At 71.6% G+C, this 14,505-nt stretch carries 11 protein-coding genes and 1 riboswitch; of the genes, 7 read left to right on the top strand and 4 right to left on the bottom strand.

Annotation, left to right across the window (positions count from 1 at the left end; translation table 11 throughout):
* Positions 1 to 1,358 (top strand): DUF5691 domain-containing protein (locus tag ACLF6P_RS22575; RefSeq protein ID WP_415952458.1); only part of this gene is annotated, 1,358 nt, incomplete at its 5' end.
* Between the two features lie 293 nt (positions 1,359 to 1,651).
* Here ACLF6P_RS22575 and ACLF6P_RS22570 read toward each other — a convergent pair.
* Positions 1,652 to 2,062, bottom strand: a complete 411-nt coding sequence (locus ACLF6P_RS22570; protein WP_415952457.1) for a cobalamin B12-binding domain-containing protein — start codon at positions 2,060 to 2,062, stop codon at positions 1,652 to 1,654.
* 226 nt (positions 2,063 to 2,288) lie between these two features.
* Here ACLF6P_RS22570 and ACLF6P_RS22565 point away from each other — a divergent pair, with 226 nt between their 5' ends.
* The 3 genes from ACLF6P_RS22565 (at position 2,289) to ACLF6P_RS22555 (ending at position 6,243) form a co-directional block, all read left to right on the top strand.
* The gene (locus ACLF6P_RS22565; RefSeq protein WP_415952456.1) at positions 2,289 to 3,182 is read left to right on the top strand and encodes an esterase/lipase family protein; all 894 of its coding nucleotides are present in this window, start codon (positions 2,289 to 2,291) and stop codon (positions 3,180 to 3,182) included.
* A 67-nt stretch (positions 3,183 to 3,249) separates the two neighbouring features.
* Positions 3,250 to 4,227, top strand: a complete 978-nt coding sequence (locus ACLF6P_RS22560; RefSeq protein ID WP_415952455.1) for an aminoglycoside phosphotransferase family protein — start codon at positions 3,250 to 3,252, stop codon at positions 4,225 to 4,227.
* A gap of 240 nt (positions 4,228 to 4,467) precedes the next feature.
* Complete coding sequence (locus tag ACLF6P_RS22555) at positions 4,468 to 6,243, top strand: M23 family metallopeptidase (RefSeq protein ID WP_415952454.1); 1,776 nt, start codon at positions 4,468 to 4,470, stop codon at positions 6,241 to 6,243.
* Positions 6,244 to 6,367: 124 nt separating this feature from the next.
* Here the strand turns inward: ACLF6P_RS22555 and pcrA are convergent, their stop codons facing one another.
* Positions 6,368 to 8,887 (bottom strand): DNA helicase PcrA, encoded by a 2,520-nt coding sequence (gene pcrA / locus ACLF6P_RS22550; protein WP_415952453.1) that lies wholly within the window; start codon positions 8,885 to 8,887, stop codon positions 6,368 to 6,370.
* Between the two features lie 317 nt (positions 8,888 to 9,204).
* Positions 9,205 to 9,351, top strand: a riboswitch (cyclic di-AMP (ydaO/yuaA leader).
* A gap of 6 nt (positions 9,352 to 9,357) precedes the next feature.
* On the opposite strand from pcrA, the gene ACLF6P_RS22545 reads away from it, so the two are divergent.
* Both ACLF6P_RS22545 and ACLF6P_RS22540 read left to right on the top strand, forming a co-directional pair.
* Positions 9,358 to 10,524 (top strand): C40 family peptidase, encoded by a 1,167-nt coding sequence (locus ACLF6P_RS22545; RefSeq protein ID WP_415952452.1) that lies wholly within the window; start codon positions 9,358 to 9,360, stop codon positions 10,522 to 10,524.
* A gap of 375 nt (positions 10,525 to 10,899) precedes the next feature.
* Complete coding sequence (locus tag ACLF6P_RS22540; protein ID WP_415952451.1) at positions 10,900 to 11,829, top strand: TauD/TfdA dioxygenase family protein; 930 nt, start codon at positions 10,900 to 10,902, stop codon at positions 11,827 to 11,829.
* A gap of 82 nt (positions 11,830 to 11,911) precedes the next feature.
* Here the strand turns inward: ACLF6P_RS22540 and ACLF6P_RS22535 are convergent, their stop codons facing one another.
* Entirely contained in the window at positions 11,912 to 12,265 is a 354-nt protein-coding gene (locus ACLF6P_RS22535) for a hypothetical protein (RefSeq protein ID WP_415952450.1), read from the bottom strand.
* A gap of 354 nt (positions 12,266 to 12,619) precedes the next feature.
* Here ACLF6P_RS22535 and ACLF6P_RS22530 point away from each other — a divergent pair, with 354 nt between their 5' ends.
* A complete protein-coding gene (locus tag ACLF6P_RS22530) occupies positions 12,620 to 13,702 on the top strand; it encodes a C40 family peptidase (protein WP_415952449.1) in 1,083 nt (360 codons plus the stop codon).
* Between the two features lie 46 nt (positions 13,703 to 13,748).
* On the opposite strand, the gene ACLF6P_RS22525 is transcribed toward ACLF6P_RS22530, so the two are convergent.
* On the bottom strand, positions 13,749 to 14,462 hold the full coding sequence (locus ACLF6P_RS22525; RefSeq protein WP_415952448.1) for a hypothetical protein: 714 nt from the start codon (positions 14,460 to 14,462) through the stop codon (positions 13,749 to 13,751).
* Between the last annotated feature and the right edge of the window lie 43 nt (positions 14,463 to 14,505).

The raw sequence follows: 14,505 nt of genomic DNA, 5'->3' as shown, positions 1-14,505 counted from the left end.
ATCTCGCGCTGCTGCTCGCCGACCGGCCCGGCACGGGCGGCGGGGGACGGCGCGGCGCGGCGCCCGATCTCACCGAACTGCTGCCGCAGTGGCTGGCGGCCGCCAACGAGTACGGGTACGCCGCCCCGCCGGAGCTGCTGCCCGCGCTGCTCGACGCCGCACGCGGCCGCACCGATCTGCGGCCGCCCGCGCTGGCCTTCGCGGGCCCGCGCGCGCTGTGGCTGGCGAGGCTCAATCCGGAGTGGAAGTTCGCGCTGCGCTCCACACCCGGCGGCAGCGCGCTGCCCGCACCGGAGGATCAGGCGGCGGTGGGGCTGCTGTGGGAGGAGGGACTGTTCGCCGAGCGGGTCGCGCTGCTGGGCGCCGTACGGGCGCATGATCCCGGGGCCGCGCGGGCGCTCCTGGAGAGTAGCTGGTCCACCGAGCGGGCCGAGGACCGGCTGATGTTCCTCGACTCGCTGCGGTCCGGACTGTCCGCAGGCGACGAGCCGTTCCTGGAGCGGGCCCTGAGCGACCGCAGCCGCAATGTGCGGACGACCGCGGCCGAGCTCCTCTCGGCGCTGCCCGGCTCGGCGCTGGCCGGGCGGATGGCCGCGCGGGCCGCGACGAGCGTCGCGCTGGACACGCTGCGCGGCGGGATCACGGTCGAGGCGCCGCACGAGTGCGATCCGGGGATGGAGCGGGACGGTGTGGTGGCGACGCCGCCGCCCGGGCGTGGGGAGCGGGCGTGGTGGCTGGGCCAGCTGGTGGAGGCGGCGCCGCTCGCTGCCTGGCCGCAGCGGCTGGGCGGGCGGACACCGGCCGAGATAGTGGCGCTGCCGGTGGCGGACGACTGGCAGGGCGAACTGCACGCCGCGTGGTGCCGCGCCGCCGTGCGGCAGCAGGATGCCCGGTGGGCGCGGGCCCTGCTGGGCGAGGCGGCCGCGCCGGGGGCGGCGGGGCCGGGGGCCGTCTCGCTGGCCGAGCGGGCCAAGCTGCTGGCGACGCTGCCGGGGGCGGAGCGGGCGGACTGGGTGGCGGGGTTCATCGCGGCACACGGGCTTTCCGAGGCGTTCCAATTGCTCGGGGTGTGCACGCTGCCGTGGAGCGAGGCGCTCGGGGGTGCGGTGGTGGACGCGCTCAACATCGCGCGGGACGCCGGGAGTTATCCCTGGTCGTTCAGCGGGGTGATGGGGCTGGCCGAACGCTGCCTGGACCCGGGCGCGGCCGCCCGCCTCGACGCGCTGACGGCCACCCCCGACGAGGCGGAGGGGGGCGCGCCCGGCGCGGGGGGCTACTGGGCCGAGGCGTTCCAGCGCCTCGTGGGCACGCTCCGGCTGCGGGCCGCGATGCGGGAGGAGCTTGCGGGACGTGAGTAAGGGGACGGGGCGCGGGCGGGAGCCGGCGGGAAGGCCCCGCCGCGAGCATCGGCCACGCGCGAGGGAGCAGACACGCGAGGAATCAGGCCCAAGAGGGAGCAGACGCGCGAGGGAGCAGGCACCCGAGGAGTCGGCCGCGCGCGAGCTCTCGGGCACCCGAAGGCGCGAGCTTTCAGGCAGCCGAGGGACCGAGCGCGCGCAAGGGAGCCGGACGCGCGCGAGACAGGCGCGGCCAGGGCGGGGGCGGGCGCCGAGGGGGCGCGCGGCGAGGGGGCGCGCGGCGAGGGGGCGGGTCAGACCGCGTGGGCGATGTTTCCGCGTACCCAGTCCACGATCGCCCCGGTGGTGGCGCCGGGCGTGAAGATCTCCGCGACGCCGAGCGACTTCAGCGGGGGGATGTCCTCCTCGGGGATGATCCCGCCGCCGAAGATCTTGATGTCCTCGGCGTCCCGCTCCTTGAGCAGCTCGATGACCTTGGCGAAGAGCGTCATATGGGCGCCGGAGAGGATCGAGAGGCCGATGGCGTCGGCGTCCTCCTGGATGGCCGTGTCCACGATCTGCTCGGGCGTCTGATGCAGGCCCGTGTAGATGACCTCCATGCCGGCATCGCGCAGCGCCCGCGCGATCACCTTGGCCCCGCGGTCGTGGCCGTCGAGACCGGGCTTGGCGACCACCACGCGGATCGGACCGGCTGTCGCACCCATCGCTGCCTCCATGTCGAGCAAGTCGTACGGACCCCTGGAGTGTGCCCCGGGAGTGCCCGGAGTCTCACCAAGAGACCCCGAAGAAGTGAACGAACGTTATCTCCAGCATCCCAGGCCCGGCAGTTTCGCGGTGCGGAGGGAGGGGGAAATCACACGTGGGACACGTTCACCACGCGCGGCCGGTACGCGGCACTGGTACTCCGTGTGCCGTTCGGGAGGTCGGCTCATGGCGGCTGCGCGTCTTCTGGGGATCCTCAGGCCCCCACCCCTGTCCCTGTCGGAGTGGGCCCGGCTCCTCCTGCCGGAGTGGACGCTGCGACGCCTGCTCGCCTCCTCCGCGCTGGTCAAGGCCAATGTGCTGGAGCTCGCGATCCTCACGGGACATGTGCTGCTCTACCCGTCCGGGATGATCCAGGAACGTCCGCACATCTCCCCCACGGCCACGGACTCCTCCCAGGATCCGCCCCGTCTGCCCGTCGGCCCCCACGACCGCCCGGTCGTCCTCCTGCACGGCTTCGTCGACAACCGTTCGGTCTTCGTCCTGCTGCGCCGCGCCCTCGCCCGGCACGGCCGCCGCCATCTCGCCTCCCTCAACTATTCGCCCCTGACCTGCGACATCCGCGAGGCGGCCCGGCTGCTCGGCGCCCATGTCGAGGAGTTGTGCGAGCGAACCGGGCAGCGCGAGGTGGACATCGTCGGGCACAGCCTCGGCGGGTTGATCGCCCGCTATTACGTGCAGCGCCAGGGCGGCGACGCCCGCGTCCGCACCCTCGTCACGCTCGGCACGCCGCACGGCGGCACTCGGGTCGTACCGGCGATGGACGCCCATCCGATCGTGCGCCAGATGCGCCCCGGATCCGAGGTGATCACCGAGCTGGCCGCACCGGCGCCCGGCTGCCGCACCCGGTTCGTCGGCTTCTGGAGCGATCTGGACCAGCTGATGTCCCCGCTGGAGACCGCCTGCGTCGACCATCCGGATCTGCACGCGCACAACGTGCGGGTGAGCGGCATCGGGCATCTCGCGCTGCCCGTCCACCCCTCCGTCGCGACGGTCGTACGCCAGGCCATCGACGACGCCGATGCGCAGACGAGCACCCCGGGCGCGGCCTCCGTGGCCTGAACCACCCGCCACCCCCGTACACCACAAATGAGTTGACCACCCCCGCGCACCCGAGTTCGATACCCCGGTGACCACCCCCGAGCCGACCACCCCCGAGCCGCCCGCTCCCGAACCGACCGCCCCCGACCCGACCCCCGCCAAGCCCCGTCGCATGCACGCCGACCAGGCGGAGATCGACGCGGCGCTGGTGCGGCGGCTGATCGACGGGCGGTTTCCGCAGTGGGCCGGGCTGCCACTCGCGCAGGTGGACTCGCCGGGGACGGTCAACGCCCTGTACCGGCTCGGCGAGGACCTGGTCGTACGGCTCCCGCTGCGCGCCGGGTCGGACGGGGAGATCGAGGCCGAGTTCACCTGGCTGCCGAAACTCGCCGGGCGGCTGCCTCTCCCGGTCCCCGCGCCACTGGCCAAGGGCGCACCCACCGAGGAATACGCCTTCGCCTGGTCGGTCTTTCGCTGGCTCGACGGCGCGACACCCACGGCCGGCGCGGTCACGAAGCCGCACGAACTGGCCACGGACCTCGCCACGTTCATCACCGCACTGCGCCGCGTCGACACCACCGGCGCCCCGCGCGGCTCCCGCGGCATCCCGCTCGGCCCGGACCGCGATGCGGAGACCCGCGAGGCGCTCGGGAAGCTCAACGGCGAGATCGACACGGCGGCCGCGGCCGCCGTATGGCGGCAGGCGCTGGACGCGCCCCGCTACGAGGGCCCGGACCGCTGGATGCACGGCGATCTGCAGCCGGGCAACATCCTGCTCGACGGCGGCCGGCTCGCCGCGGTCATCGATTTCGGCCTGATGGGCATCGGTGATCCCACGGTGGATCTGCTCACCGCCTGGTACGTGCTGCCCGCCGAGGCGCGGCCCGTGTTCCGCGCCTCGGTCGGGGCGGATGAGGCGAGTTGGGTACGCGGCCGGGGGCTCGCCCTGTCGATCGCGCTGGCCGAGCTCGCCTACTACCGCGGGACGAATCCGCGGATGGCGGGCACCGCGCGCCATGTCATCGGCGAGATCCTGACCGAGCACCGGCAGGCGACCCTGCGCTAGAAGGTGTTGCGCCCGGCTGCCAGAGGCCCTCCGACACACTGCGGACCACTACACACAGCGACGAAAATTCGAACAAGCGCCGAACGTAGGGCCAAAGCTCTGCCCATAGTTCACCGATAGACGGCCGATTGCCCCTTTCACTCACCAACGAAACCTGCCGAAGATTGTCGGACTCGCACACCGCCGGGTACAGTCGCCGCACTGCTCCGCCCCCTTGCTGTCGAGGCGAAAGAGAAGTTGGTGAACGAACAGCACGGCCATGCCACCGGTCACGGCGGCTATGCGACGGGTGCCTTCGACACCACCGCCTTCGCTTCCGACCCGCTCTTCGGGTCCATGCCCGGTGCGCACGACGCAGGTCAGAGCGGCCAGTGGGACAGCTCCCAGTGGACCGCCACCGCGGATCCCGTGACACAGGGCTACGGCGGCGAGGCGACGCAGGCCTACGGCAGCGACCCGGCGGCGTCCTACGACGCGTACGCTGCGCAGTCCACCGGCCCGTACGAAGCGTCCGGTTACAGCACCGGCGGCTACGACACGACCGCCATGTGGGCGAGTTCCGACTACCAGCCGCTCGGCGACATCCCCGCGCAGGCCGGTCCGCACAGCACCGAGCAGTGGGACACCACCGGCGCCTGGCAGACGACCGGCGCCTACGGCTACGCGGACACCGGCACATACGACGCCACCGCCTGGAACTCGGCGGGCACGGACACCGCGTACGGGACGGACACCGGCACCGGCCACGAGACGGATCCGACGGACCCCTACCACTCGGGCTCCTACCCGACCGCCTCGTACACGACCGGCAGTTACGAGACCCTCGGCCACGACGGCACCGGCTACGACACGAGCGGTTACGACACGAGCGGTTACGACACCGGCGGCTACGACACCGGCGGCTACGAGACCCTCGCCCCCGAGGCCGTCGCTCACGAGCCCGAGCCGGCAGCCTCTGCGCACGACGGCCAGGACGCCACGTACGCGAACGGCGCATACGGGAACGACACGTACGCGAACGGCGCGAACGCGAACGAGACGTACGAGAGCGGCGCCTACGACAACGAGGCGCACCCCGAAGGCCGTTACGAGGACACCGCCTTCACCGAGGGCGAGCTGCTCGCCGAGGCCGTCACCCTCGGCCACGACGAGCACAGCCCCGACCAGCACGGCCACTACGAGGACGGCCGCGACGAGGACGGCCACTACGGGACCGCCCCCGAAGACGAGCCGGGTCCGGTACACGTCGTCCCGCACACCCCCCGCCCGCGCTCCGGCTCCCGCGGCCGCCGCCGCACCCCCGCGAAGCGTTCCGCGCTGCTGACGGTCGCCGTGCCCTCGGTGTGCGCGCTGGGTGTGGCCGGGGTGGCCGCCGCTTCCGTCGCCGGTTCGATGGGCTCGGGCGAGGAGCCGAAGACGCAGGCCGCCCCCGACCCCGGAGCAGTCGAGACGGTCGCCGCGAACAGCAAGCTCGACACCCGGCTCGCGGCCCTCTCCGCCGATGCCGACGACTTCGCGGACCGCGCGAGCCGTACGCAGGAGCGCCTCGACCTGAAGGCGCGCCAGGAGGCCGAGAAGAAGCGCAAGGCCGAGGAGGCCGCCCGCAAGGAGGCGCTGCGGCCCAAGTTCTCGCTGCCGGTGAAGAGGCACGGGCTCAGCGCGTACTACGGGCAGGCCGGGGTGAACTGGATGTCCGTGCACTCGGGCATCGACTTCCCCGTCTCCTACGGCACGCCGGTGCTCGCCGCGACGGACGGCACCGTACGGACGCAGTGGAACGGCGCGTACGGGAACATGGCGATCGTGACCGCGCCCGACGGCACCGAGACTTGGTACTGCCACCTGTCCAGCACCAAGATCCGCAGCGGCTCGGTCAAGGCCGGCGATGTGATCGCGTACTCGGGCAACTCGGGCAACTCCACCGGACCGCACCTGCACTTCGAGGTCCGCCCGGCCGGTGGTTCGGCGATCAACCCGCTGACCTGGCTGCGCAACCACGGCCTCGACCCGACGTGACCTGACCTGAAGCAGACCTGAAGCCGAGCTGAGCTGTGTTGAGCTGAGCCGACAGAGCTTGGATCCTTCATGAATACGCGAAGGGGTGGCCTCCACGACGGAGGCCACCCCTTCGCGTATCCGTCTACAGCTTCTCGACCGGCGCGTACCGCAGCAGCAGCACCTTCGGCTTCGGATCCCCGAAGTCGATCGTGGCCCGCGCCTTGTCGCCGGAGCCCTCGACGCCGACGACCGTGCCGAGCCCGAACTGGTCGTGGGTGACCCGGTCGCCGACCGCGAGGGAGACCGCCGGCTTGTCGCCCGCGCGGCGGGTGGCGAAGCCGGACGGTCCGCCGCGCCCGGCGCGCGCCGCCATCGAGGAGGAGAGCGAGGCGGCGACGGAGGCCGCCGGGCCGCCCTTCGCGACCGGCGCGGGCACGGTGGCGCCGGTGCGCTTCCACTCCAGGTGCTGGGCGGGGATCTCCTCGAGGAAGCGGGAGGGCGGGTTGTAGGAGGGCTGGCCCCAGGCGCTGCGGAGGGTGGAGCGGGTGAGGTAGAGCCGTTCGCGGGCGCGGGTGATGCCCACGTACGCGAGGCGGCGCTCCTCCTCCAGTTCCTTGGTCTGCCCGAGCGCACGCATGTGCGGGAAGACGCCGTCCTCCATGCCGGTCAGGAAGACGACGGGGAATTCGAGGCCCTTGGCGGTGTGCAGGGTCATCAGGGTGATGACGCCGGAGCCGTCCTCGTCCTCGTCCGGGATCTGGTCGGAGTCGGCGACGAGCGCAACCCGCTCCAGGAAGTCGGCGAGCGTCCCCGTCTCCCCTTCCTCCGTCTCCTGTTCGAACTCCAGGGCCACGGCGGCGAGTTCCTGGAGGTTCTCGATGCGGGTCTCGTCCTGCGGGTCGGTGGAGGCCTGCAGTTCGGCGAGGTATCCGGTCCGCTCCAGGACGGCCTCCAGGACGGTGGCGGGGCCCGCGCCGGATTCGACGATCGTACGGAGCTCCTCCATCAGCGTGTTGAAGCGCTTGACGGCGTTGGCGGAGCGGGCCGCCATCCCGTACGCCTCGTCGACGCGGACCAGGGCCTGCGGGAAGGTGATCTTCTCGCGGAGGGAGAGCGCGTCGATCATCGCTTCGGCGCGGTCGCCGATGCCGCGCTTGGGCACGTTGAGGATGCGGCGCAGCGGGACGGTGTCCTCGGGGTTGGCGAGGACGCGCAGGTAGGCGAGGACGTCCCGGACCTCCTTGCGCTCGTAGAAGCGGACGCCGCCGACGACCTTGTAGGGCAGGCCGACGCGGATGAAGATCTCTTCGAAGACGCGGGACTGTGCGTTCGTACGGTAGAAGACCGCGACGTCGCCGGTCTTCGCCTCGCCCGCGTCGGTGAGGCGGTCGATCTCGTCGGCGACGAACTGGGCCTCGTCGTGCTCGGTGTCGGCGACATAGCCGGTGATCTGCGCGCCCGAGCCCGCCTTGGTCCACAGGTTCTTGGGCCTGCGTGACTCGTTGCGCTCGATGACCGCGTTGGCGGCGGAGAGGATGGTCTGGGTGGAGCGGTAGTTCTGCTCCAGGAGGATCGTGGTCGCGTCCGGGTAGTCGTCCTCGAAGTCGAGGATGTTGCGGATGGTGGCGCCGCGGAACGCGTAGATGGACTGGTCGGCGTCACCGACCACGCACAGCTCGGCGGGCGGCAGGTCGTGCTCGCTCGGCGGTACGTCCTCCTCGTGTGCGCCGGTGCCGACGAGTTCGCGTACGAGGGCGTACTGGGCGTGGTTGGTGTCCTGGTACTCGTCGACCATCACGTGCCGGAAGCGGCGGCGGTAGTGCTCGGCGACGTCCGGGAAGGCGCGCAGCAGGTTGACCGTGGTCATGATCAGGTCGTCGAAGTCGAGGGCGTTGGCCTCGCGCAGCCGGGCCTGGTACATCGCATAGGCCTGGGCGAGGGTCTTCTCGAAGCCGTCGGCTGCCCGGGCGGCGAAGTCCTCCTCGTCGACGAGCTCGTTCTTGAGGCCCGAGACCTTCGCGGTGAAGGACTTCGGCGGGAAGCGCTTCGGGTCGAGTTCCAGGTCACGGCAGACGAGGGCCATGAGGCGCTTCGAGTCGGCGGCGTCGTAGATCGAGAAGGAGGAGGTGAAGCCGAGCTTCTTCGATTCGCGGCGCAGGATCCGTACGCAGGCGCTGTGGAAGGTCATCACCCACATCGCGCCCGCCCGCGGGCCGACCAGCTCCTCGACGCGCTCCTTCATCTCACCGGCGGCCTTGTTGGTGAAGGTGATCGCGAGGATCTGACCCGGGTGCACATTCCGCTCGGCGAGGAGATACGCGATGCGGTGGGTCAGGACGCGGGTCTTGCCCGAGCCGGCGCCGGCCACAATGAGCAGCGGGGTGTCGCTGTGGGTGACGGCGGCGCGCTGGTTCTCGTTCAGCCCCTCCAGGAGGGCCGCGCTGTCCAGGACCGGGCGCGGGGCGCCGTCGCGGTAGTACGCCTCCCGGTGCGCGGGCGGGTGCGCGGGCGCGTCGAACCTCCCGCCGAACAGGTCCGCCGGAATCTCTTCCGGGCCCTCGTCCTCGGGAGGCGGCGGGGGGCCGTGGTCCTCGGGCTCGTGCCCGGACCGGCCCTTGGCCTGGAGGCCCGCCAGAAAACTGTCGTCAAAGAGGCTGCTCATCGCCTACCGAGTCTAGGCGCCCGGTGTGACAACCCGGTCCGGGTTCTACGAGAGCGACGCCTCGCCGGACACGCCCGGCCCTTCCCAGGCCCCTCGCGAGCCTCTCCCGGGCCCCTCCGGAAGCATCCGGAAGAGGCCGGAAGCGTCCGAAAGAGGCCCGAAGAGGCCGCCAACGACCCCGCCCCGCGAAAGTCACGAAAAAGTATCGGGCATATCGAACACCAACCTTCACAGCTGCCACACGAGTTGGCTAGCGTGCTGCGCGGGCGGCCCGTACCCCCACCGGCGATCGACGCCGGGAACGGGCGGCCTGCGCCGAGTCCGAAGCGCCGAGCACGGCAACCCGGAGCCGGGGACCCACCAGACCTTGGGGTGAATCGGGACAGCCCCCACCGTCCCGTAGGGCAGACCTTCCTGCGCCCGAACCCGACAGCTAACCCGGTAGGCGCCCACTGGAAGGAGCGCCGGCCTTGGCCTCGCACCGCAAGCCGCGGACCAGTCGCATACGTACGTCACACGCCGTCGGGATCACCTCGGCCGCCCTCACCTCCGTCGCCCTGCTCGCACAGACGGCGAACGCCGCCCCGCGCAGCGAGCCGGAGAAGCCCTCCCTGGAGGAGGTGCAGAAGAAGGTCGACGCCCTGTACCGCGAGGCGGGCACCGCCACCCAGAAGTACAACCTCGCCAAGGAGCGCACCGAACAGCAGCGCGGCAAGCTCAACGATCTCCAGGACGAGGTCGCCAAGCGCACCGAGAAGGTCAACGAGGCCCGGCGCGAACTGGGGCAGATCGCCGCCGCGCAGTACCGCAGCGGCGGCACCTCCGACACCGCCGTCCTGCTGCTCTCGGACGATCCCGACGACTACTTCGCGCGCCGCCAGCTCATGGGGCGTCTCTCCGGCCAGCAGCACAAGGCAGTCGAGGACTTCCAGCGGCTGCAGACCGAGGCCGACAAGAAGCGGGGCGAGGCCACCGACTCCCTGGCGCAGCTCAGCGAGGCCGAGTCCGAGCTGAAGACCAGCAAGAAGGACGTGCAGAAGAAGCTGGGCGAGGCGCGCGAGCTGCTCGCGAAGCTGACGGCCGAGGAGAAGGAGCGCCTGGCCGAGCTGGAGCGCAAGCGGAAGGCCGAGGCCGAGCGCAAGGCCCAGGAGCTGGCCCGCCAGCAGGCAGCGGAGGAGGAGGCCAGGCGTCAGGCCGCCGAGGAGGCCGCCCGGGAGGAAGCCGCACAGGAGGAGGAAGAGGAGGCGAGCGAGCAGCCCGCCGACCCCGCCCCCGACGACTCCTACGCCGCGAAGGCCGCCAAGGCCATCGAGTTCGCGCGCGCCCAGATCGGCAAGCCGTACGTCTGGGGCGCGGCCGGGCCCGATTCGTACGACTGCTCCGGCCTCACCCAGCAGGCCTGGGCGGAGGCGGGCATCTCACTGCCGCGCACCACCTGGGACCAGGTGAACGCGGGCACGACCGTCAGCGTCGACAACGCCAAACCGGGCGACCTGGTCTTCTTCTACGACGACATCAGCCATGTGGGCCTCTACATCGGCAACGGCGAGATGATCCACGCGCCGAAGCCGGGCACCAACGTGCGGGTCGAGTCGATCTACTACATGCCGATCCACAGCGTCGTGCGTCCGGCCTGAGCATCCGGTCCGCGGTCTCCGCCCCGGTGCGCCCGGTGCCCGCCCGGTGCGCCCGGTGCCCGCCCGGTGCGCCCGGTGCCCGCCCCTCGTGCGCGGCGGGCGGCCGCGATTGACCGTCCAGCGCCCCGGGTCCCACAATGGCACGCATGATCCAGCACCTGACCGCCGCCGCCGAGACCTTCCTGGTCCCGTGGCGGCGCGGGTGCGAGCGATCGGGTCGCTAGCTGCAGGGGCTTCCCCTTCCGGTCGGCTTCAGGGGGCAGCCCCTTCCAGTCGGCCACATGGGACAGCCCCTCCGCATGCCTCGGCCGCGCGCGGAATTCCGATCCGTGCGGGCTGCCCGACCCGTTCACCCACCGCTCGAGGATCATCACGATGACGATCGTCACCCCCTCCCTGCTCCGCGAGGCCCGCGTCCCCGCCGCCGGCATGTACGAAGGGCGCCGCAGCCTGCGCCGCGTCCCGGACGGCTGGGAGGCACGTCCGTACGAACTGTTCGAGGTCGTGCCGCAGGGCCCGGTCATCGGTGCCGAGATCCGAGGCGTCGACCTCTCCCGCCCGCTCACCCCCGCCCTGCGCGAGGAGCTGAACCGGGCGCTGCTCGAATGGAAGGTGCTGTTCTTCCGCGGCGCCTCGATCAGCTCCGAGCAGCAGCGCGCCTTCGCCCGCCACTGGGGCGAGCTGGAGACCAACCCGCTGCTGGCCCGCGGCTCGGCCGACGACGTCGTCCGCTTCGACAAGGGCGCCGGTGCCACCCCCACCTTCGAGAACGTCTGGCACGCCGACGTCACCTTCCGCGAGCGGCCCGCACTCGGCGCCGTACTGCAGCTGCACGAGGTGCCGCCGCACGGCGGCGACACGATGTGGGCCGATATGGCCGCCGCGTACGACAACCTGCCGGACGAGGTCAAGGCGCGGATCGAGACGGCGCAGGCCGTGCACGACTTCATCCCGGGCTTCGCCCGCTTCTACGGCCCCGAGAAGCTGATCCCGCTCCAGGACCGGTTCCCGCCCGTAGTCCACCCGGTGGTCCGCACGCACCCGGAGACCGGCCGCAAGCTGCTCTTCGTCAACACGTCCTTCACCACACGCATCGTGGGGATGGAGCGCGAGGAGAGCGACCGGCTGCTCGGCTTCCTGGTCCGGCAGGCGCACGTACCCGAGTACCAGGTCCGCTTCCGCTGGCAGGCGGGCGACGTCGCCTTCTGGGACAACCGCGCCACCCAGCACTACGCCGTCGACGACTACGCCCCGCACCGCAGGGTCGCCGAACGCGTGGCGATCGCGGGCGACCGGCCGTACTGACCGACGGTGGGCCGTGGGGCGGGCCTGCCCCCACGGCCCAGGTGTATTGCCCTGCCCGGCGGATCATGCCGCCGGGCAGGCCTCAGCTCCAGAGCGTCGCGAGGAAGATGTTGACGGTGGTCAGTGCGCCGACCGCCGCGAACATCGGCTTGTCGACCGTCTCCTCGTCCCGCTTCACGTAGACGAGGCCGAGGATCACGATGAGGACGGCGAGCTTCACACCGATCTTGATGTTGTTCACCTCGTTGCCGTCGGCCTGGTTGAGCCCGACCAGGGCGATGCCGGTGACCAGCATGGTGAGCGCGCCGTGCAGCATCGCCGGCGAGAACCGGGCGGTGCCCGCGCCCATCGCCTTCATCTGCGTGAGGAATCCGCCGAGCAGCGAGGCGATGCCGATGATGTGCAGCGCGACGAACACGTTGATGACTACGTCCATGGCCCGGAGCCTAAGGGGTGCCCGGATGCGGCACCCGCCCGGGCCCGAGGCCTCGGCACAGAGCCCACCGCCGGAGCGGCACTTCGCTCGATACGGTCACTTCCCGCCGCCATCCGGACACAAGCCGCCACCGAACCGGTCGAATACGTTCGTCACCCCCACCCCCGGAGCCATTTCCGCACTTCGGGTCACCGATCGATAACGGAGAGGTCTAGCTTCGTGGCCCGGTGACCGGCTCCCCACCTCCGCCCGGGCAGTATCCGGACGGTTGCCGGCCACTACCGCCGAGAGGTCCGGCGGCGGCCCGCTCCCCCTGTGCGGGCCGCCGCCGGACGCGTAAGGAAGTGTCTGAGGTTGGCCGCGCACCGCAAGTCCGCACCCCGCTCGCTCAGTTCGCTCAGTTCGCTCACCGGCACCACCGCCCGCACCGCCCTGACGCTGGCACTGGCCGGCGCCGCGTCCACCACGCTCTTCGAGGGCTCCGGTCAGGCGGACCCCCGCCTGACACCGGCCCAGGTGAAGGCGAAGGTCGACAAGCTCTACCACGAGGCCGAGATCGCCACCGAGGAGTACAACGGGGCGCGCGAGAAGGCCGACAAGGCCCGCAAGGCGGTCGACAAGCTGCAGGACGAGGCGGCCCGCAAGACCGCCAGGCTCAACAAGGCACGCACCGCGCTGGGCCTCGCGGCCACCGAGCAGTACCGCTCCGGCACGATCGACCCCACCATGCAGCTCGCGCTCGCCGACGACCCGGAGCAGTTCCTACGGCGCAACGCCCTCATGGACCGCACGGCCGGACGCCAGGTGCACGCCGTCGAAGGCGTACGGCGCGACCTGCGCGAGGTCGAACGGCTGCGCGCGAAGGCGAAGGAGCGGCTCGACGAGCTGCACGCGCACGAGGCCGATCTGAAACAGCACAAGACGAAGATCACGAAGAAGCTCGACCGGGCCCGCGAACTGCTCGCCACGCTCACCGCAGCCCAGCGCGCCGCCTACGCCGCGCGCCCCTCCGGCCACCACCCGTCCGCCGCCCCGGCCGACGCATCCACCACCCGCGCCACGCCCCGCGGCTCCCTCAAGGCCCCCAACGCCCGCGCCGCCCAGGCCGTCGCCTACGCGTACAGCGCGCTCGGCAGCCCGTACGTCTGGGGCGCCACCGGGCCCAACGCCTTCGACTGCTCGGGCCTGACCCAGGCCGCGTACCGCTCGGCCGGCGTCTCGCTCCCCCGTACGACCTACACGCAGATCAACGCGGGAAAGCGGGTCTCCCGCGGCGAACTGGCCCCCGGCGACCTGGTGTTCTTCTACTCCGGCATCAGCCACGTGGGCCTCTACGTGGGCGGCGGCCAGATGATCCACGCCCCGAACCCCTCGGCCCCGGTCCGCCTGGCCCCGGTCGACTCGATGCCGTTCGCGGGGGCTACGCGGGTGACGTGAGGCGCGGCTTCACGGGTGAGCTCACCCGAGTCGAGTCCCCCGACCTTCACTGTCGATCCGGCCTCCACTCCGGCGGGCGGGCAGAAGCCTCACCCACGTGTGCGCGCCGGAAGTGGTCCGCCGATGCCGCGGCCAGATCCGGCAGGGCTCTGCGCGTGTGTGCCGGTACGAACTCGGCGATGCTTTCGGCGAACTCCGGTGAGACCGCCGAGAGTTCGATCACCTCAACGCTCTGGGCCAGCAGTTCGGCCAGATCCTCATGGCAGTACCAGGGGTGCTCGCTCTCCACCACATCCGTGACCGCCTGCTCGTACGACTCGTAGTCACCCGTCGAGAACGGCCATATCCCTCCGCAGAGCCGCGGGTAGCGAGCCTCTGCCTCCCATCGCGCGAGCGGCACCTCGGCGTAACCGGGCGATGGTTCCCGCTCGGCGATACGCAGCAGGTCGGCGAGGCCGCTCATGAACTCCGGCACGGAAGCATCACCGGCGGCCGCAAGCCAGGTCTCGCGGGTGGCGGGCGAACAGCTTGCGAAGAGTGCTTCGTCGAAGGTCTCGGCGAAGTAGTCGAGCTGGAAGGCCGCATGCTGCGGGCTCCAGGCCGGACCGCGTCTGGGGTACGCGTGGCCCGCCAGGCGTGCGTATCGCAGCACCTGCCACTCGAGTGAGTCCGCCCCGGCGCGCGATCGCGTCTCCGCCGCGAGGGCGGCGAGGTGGAAGACGGGCCCCGTACTCAAGGCGAGATGGGCGAAAATCGGCATCTGTGGCTCCCCGGTCGACGTCGTACGGCTCACTCGCTCCGTG

This window comes from Streptomyces lothianensis, from assembly GCF_047779955.1.
Lineage (GTDB): Bacteria > Actinomycetota > Actinomycetes > Streptomycetales > Streptomycetaceae > Streptomyces.
The sequence above is the reverse complement of the archived record's forward strand: the minus strand, read 5'-3'. Positions and strand labels throughout refer to the sequence as shown.

Excerpts from the sequence above, each read along its gene's own strand:
- pcrA (WP_415952453.1), bottom strand. The coding sequence starts at position 8,887 with ATGAGCAGCCTCTTTGACGACAGTTTTCTGGCGGGCCTCCAGGCCAAG.
- ACLF6P_RS22570 (WP_415952457.1), bottom strand. The coding sequence starts at position 2,062 with ATGGGTGCGACAGCCGGTCCGATCCGCGTGGTGGTCGCCAAGCCCGGT.
- ACLF6P_RS22540 (WP_415952451.1), top strand. The coding sequence starts at position 10,900 with ATGACGATCGTCACCCCCTCCCTGCTCCGCGAGGCCCGCGTCCCCGCC.
- ACLF6P_RS22525 (WP_415952448.1), bottom strand. The coding sequence starts at position 14,462 with ATGCCGATTTTCGCCCATCTCGCCTTGAGTACGGGGCCCGTCTTCCAC.
- ACLF6P_RS22565 (WP_415952456.1), top strand. The coding sequence starts at position 2,289 with ATGGCGGCTGCGCGTCTTCTGGGGATCCTCAGGCCCCCACCCCTGTCC.
- ACLF6P_RS22535 (WP_415952450.1), bottom strand. The coding sequence starts at position 12,265 with ATGGACGTAGTCATCAACGTGTTCGTCGCGCTGCACATCATCGGCATC.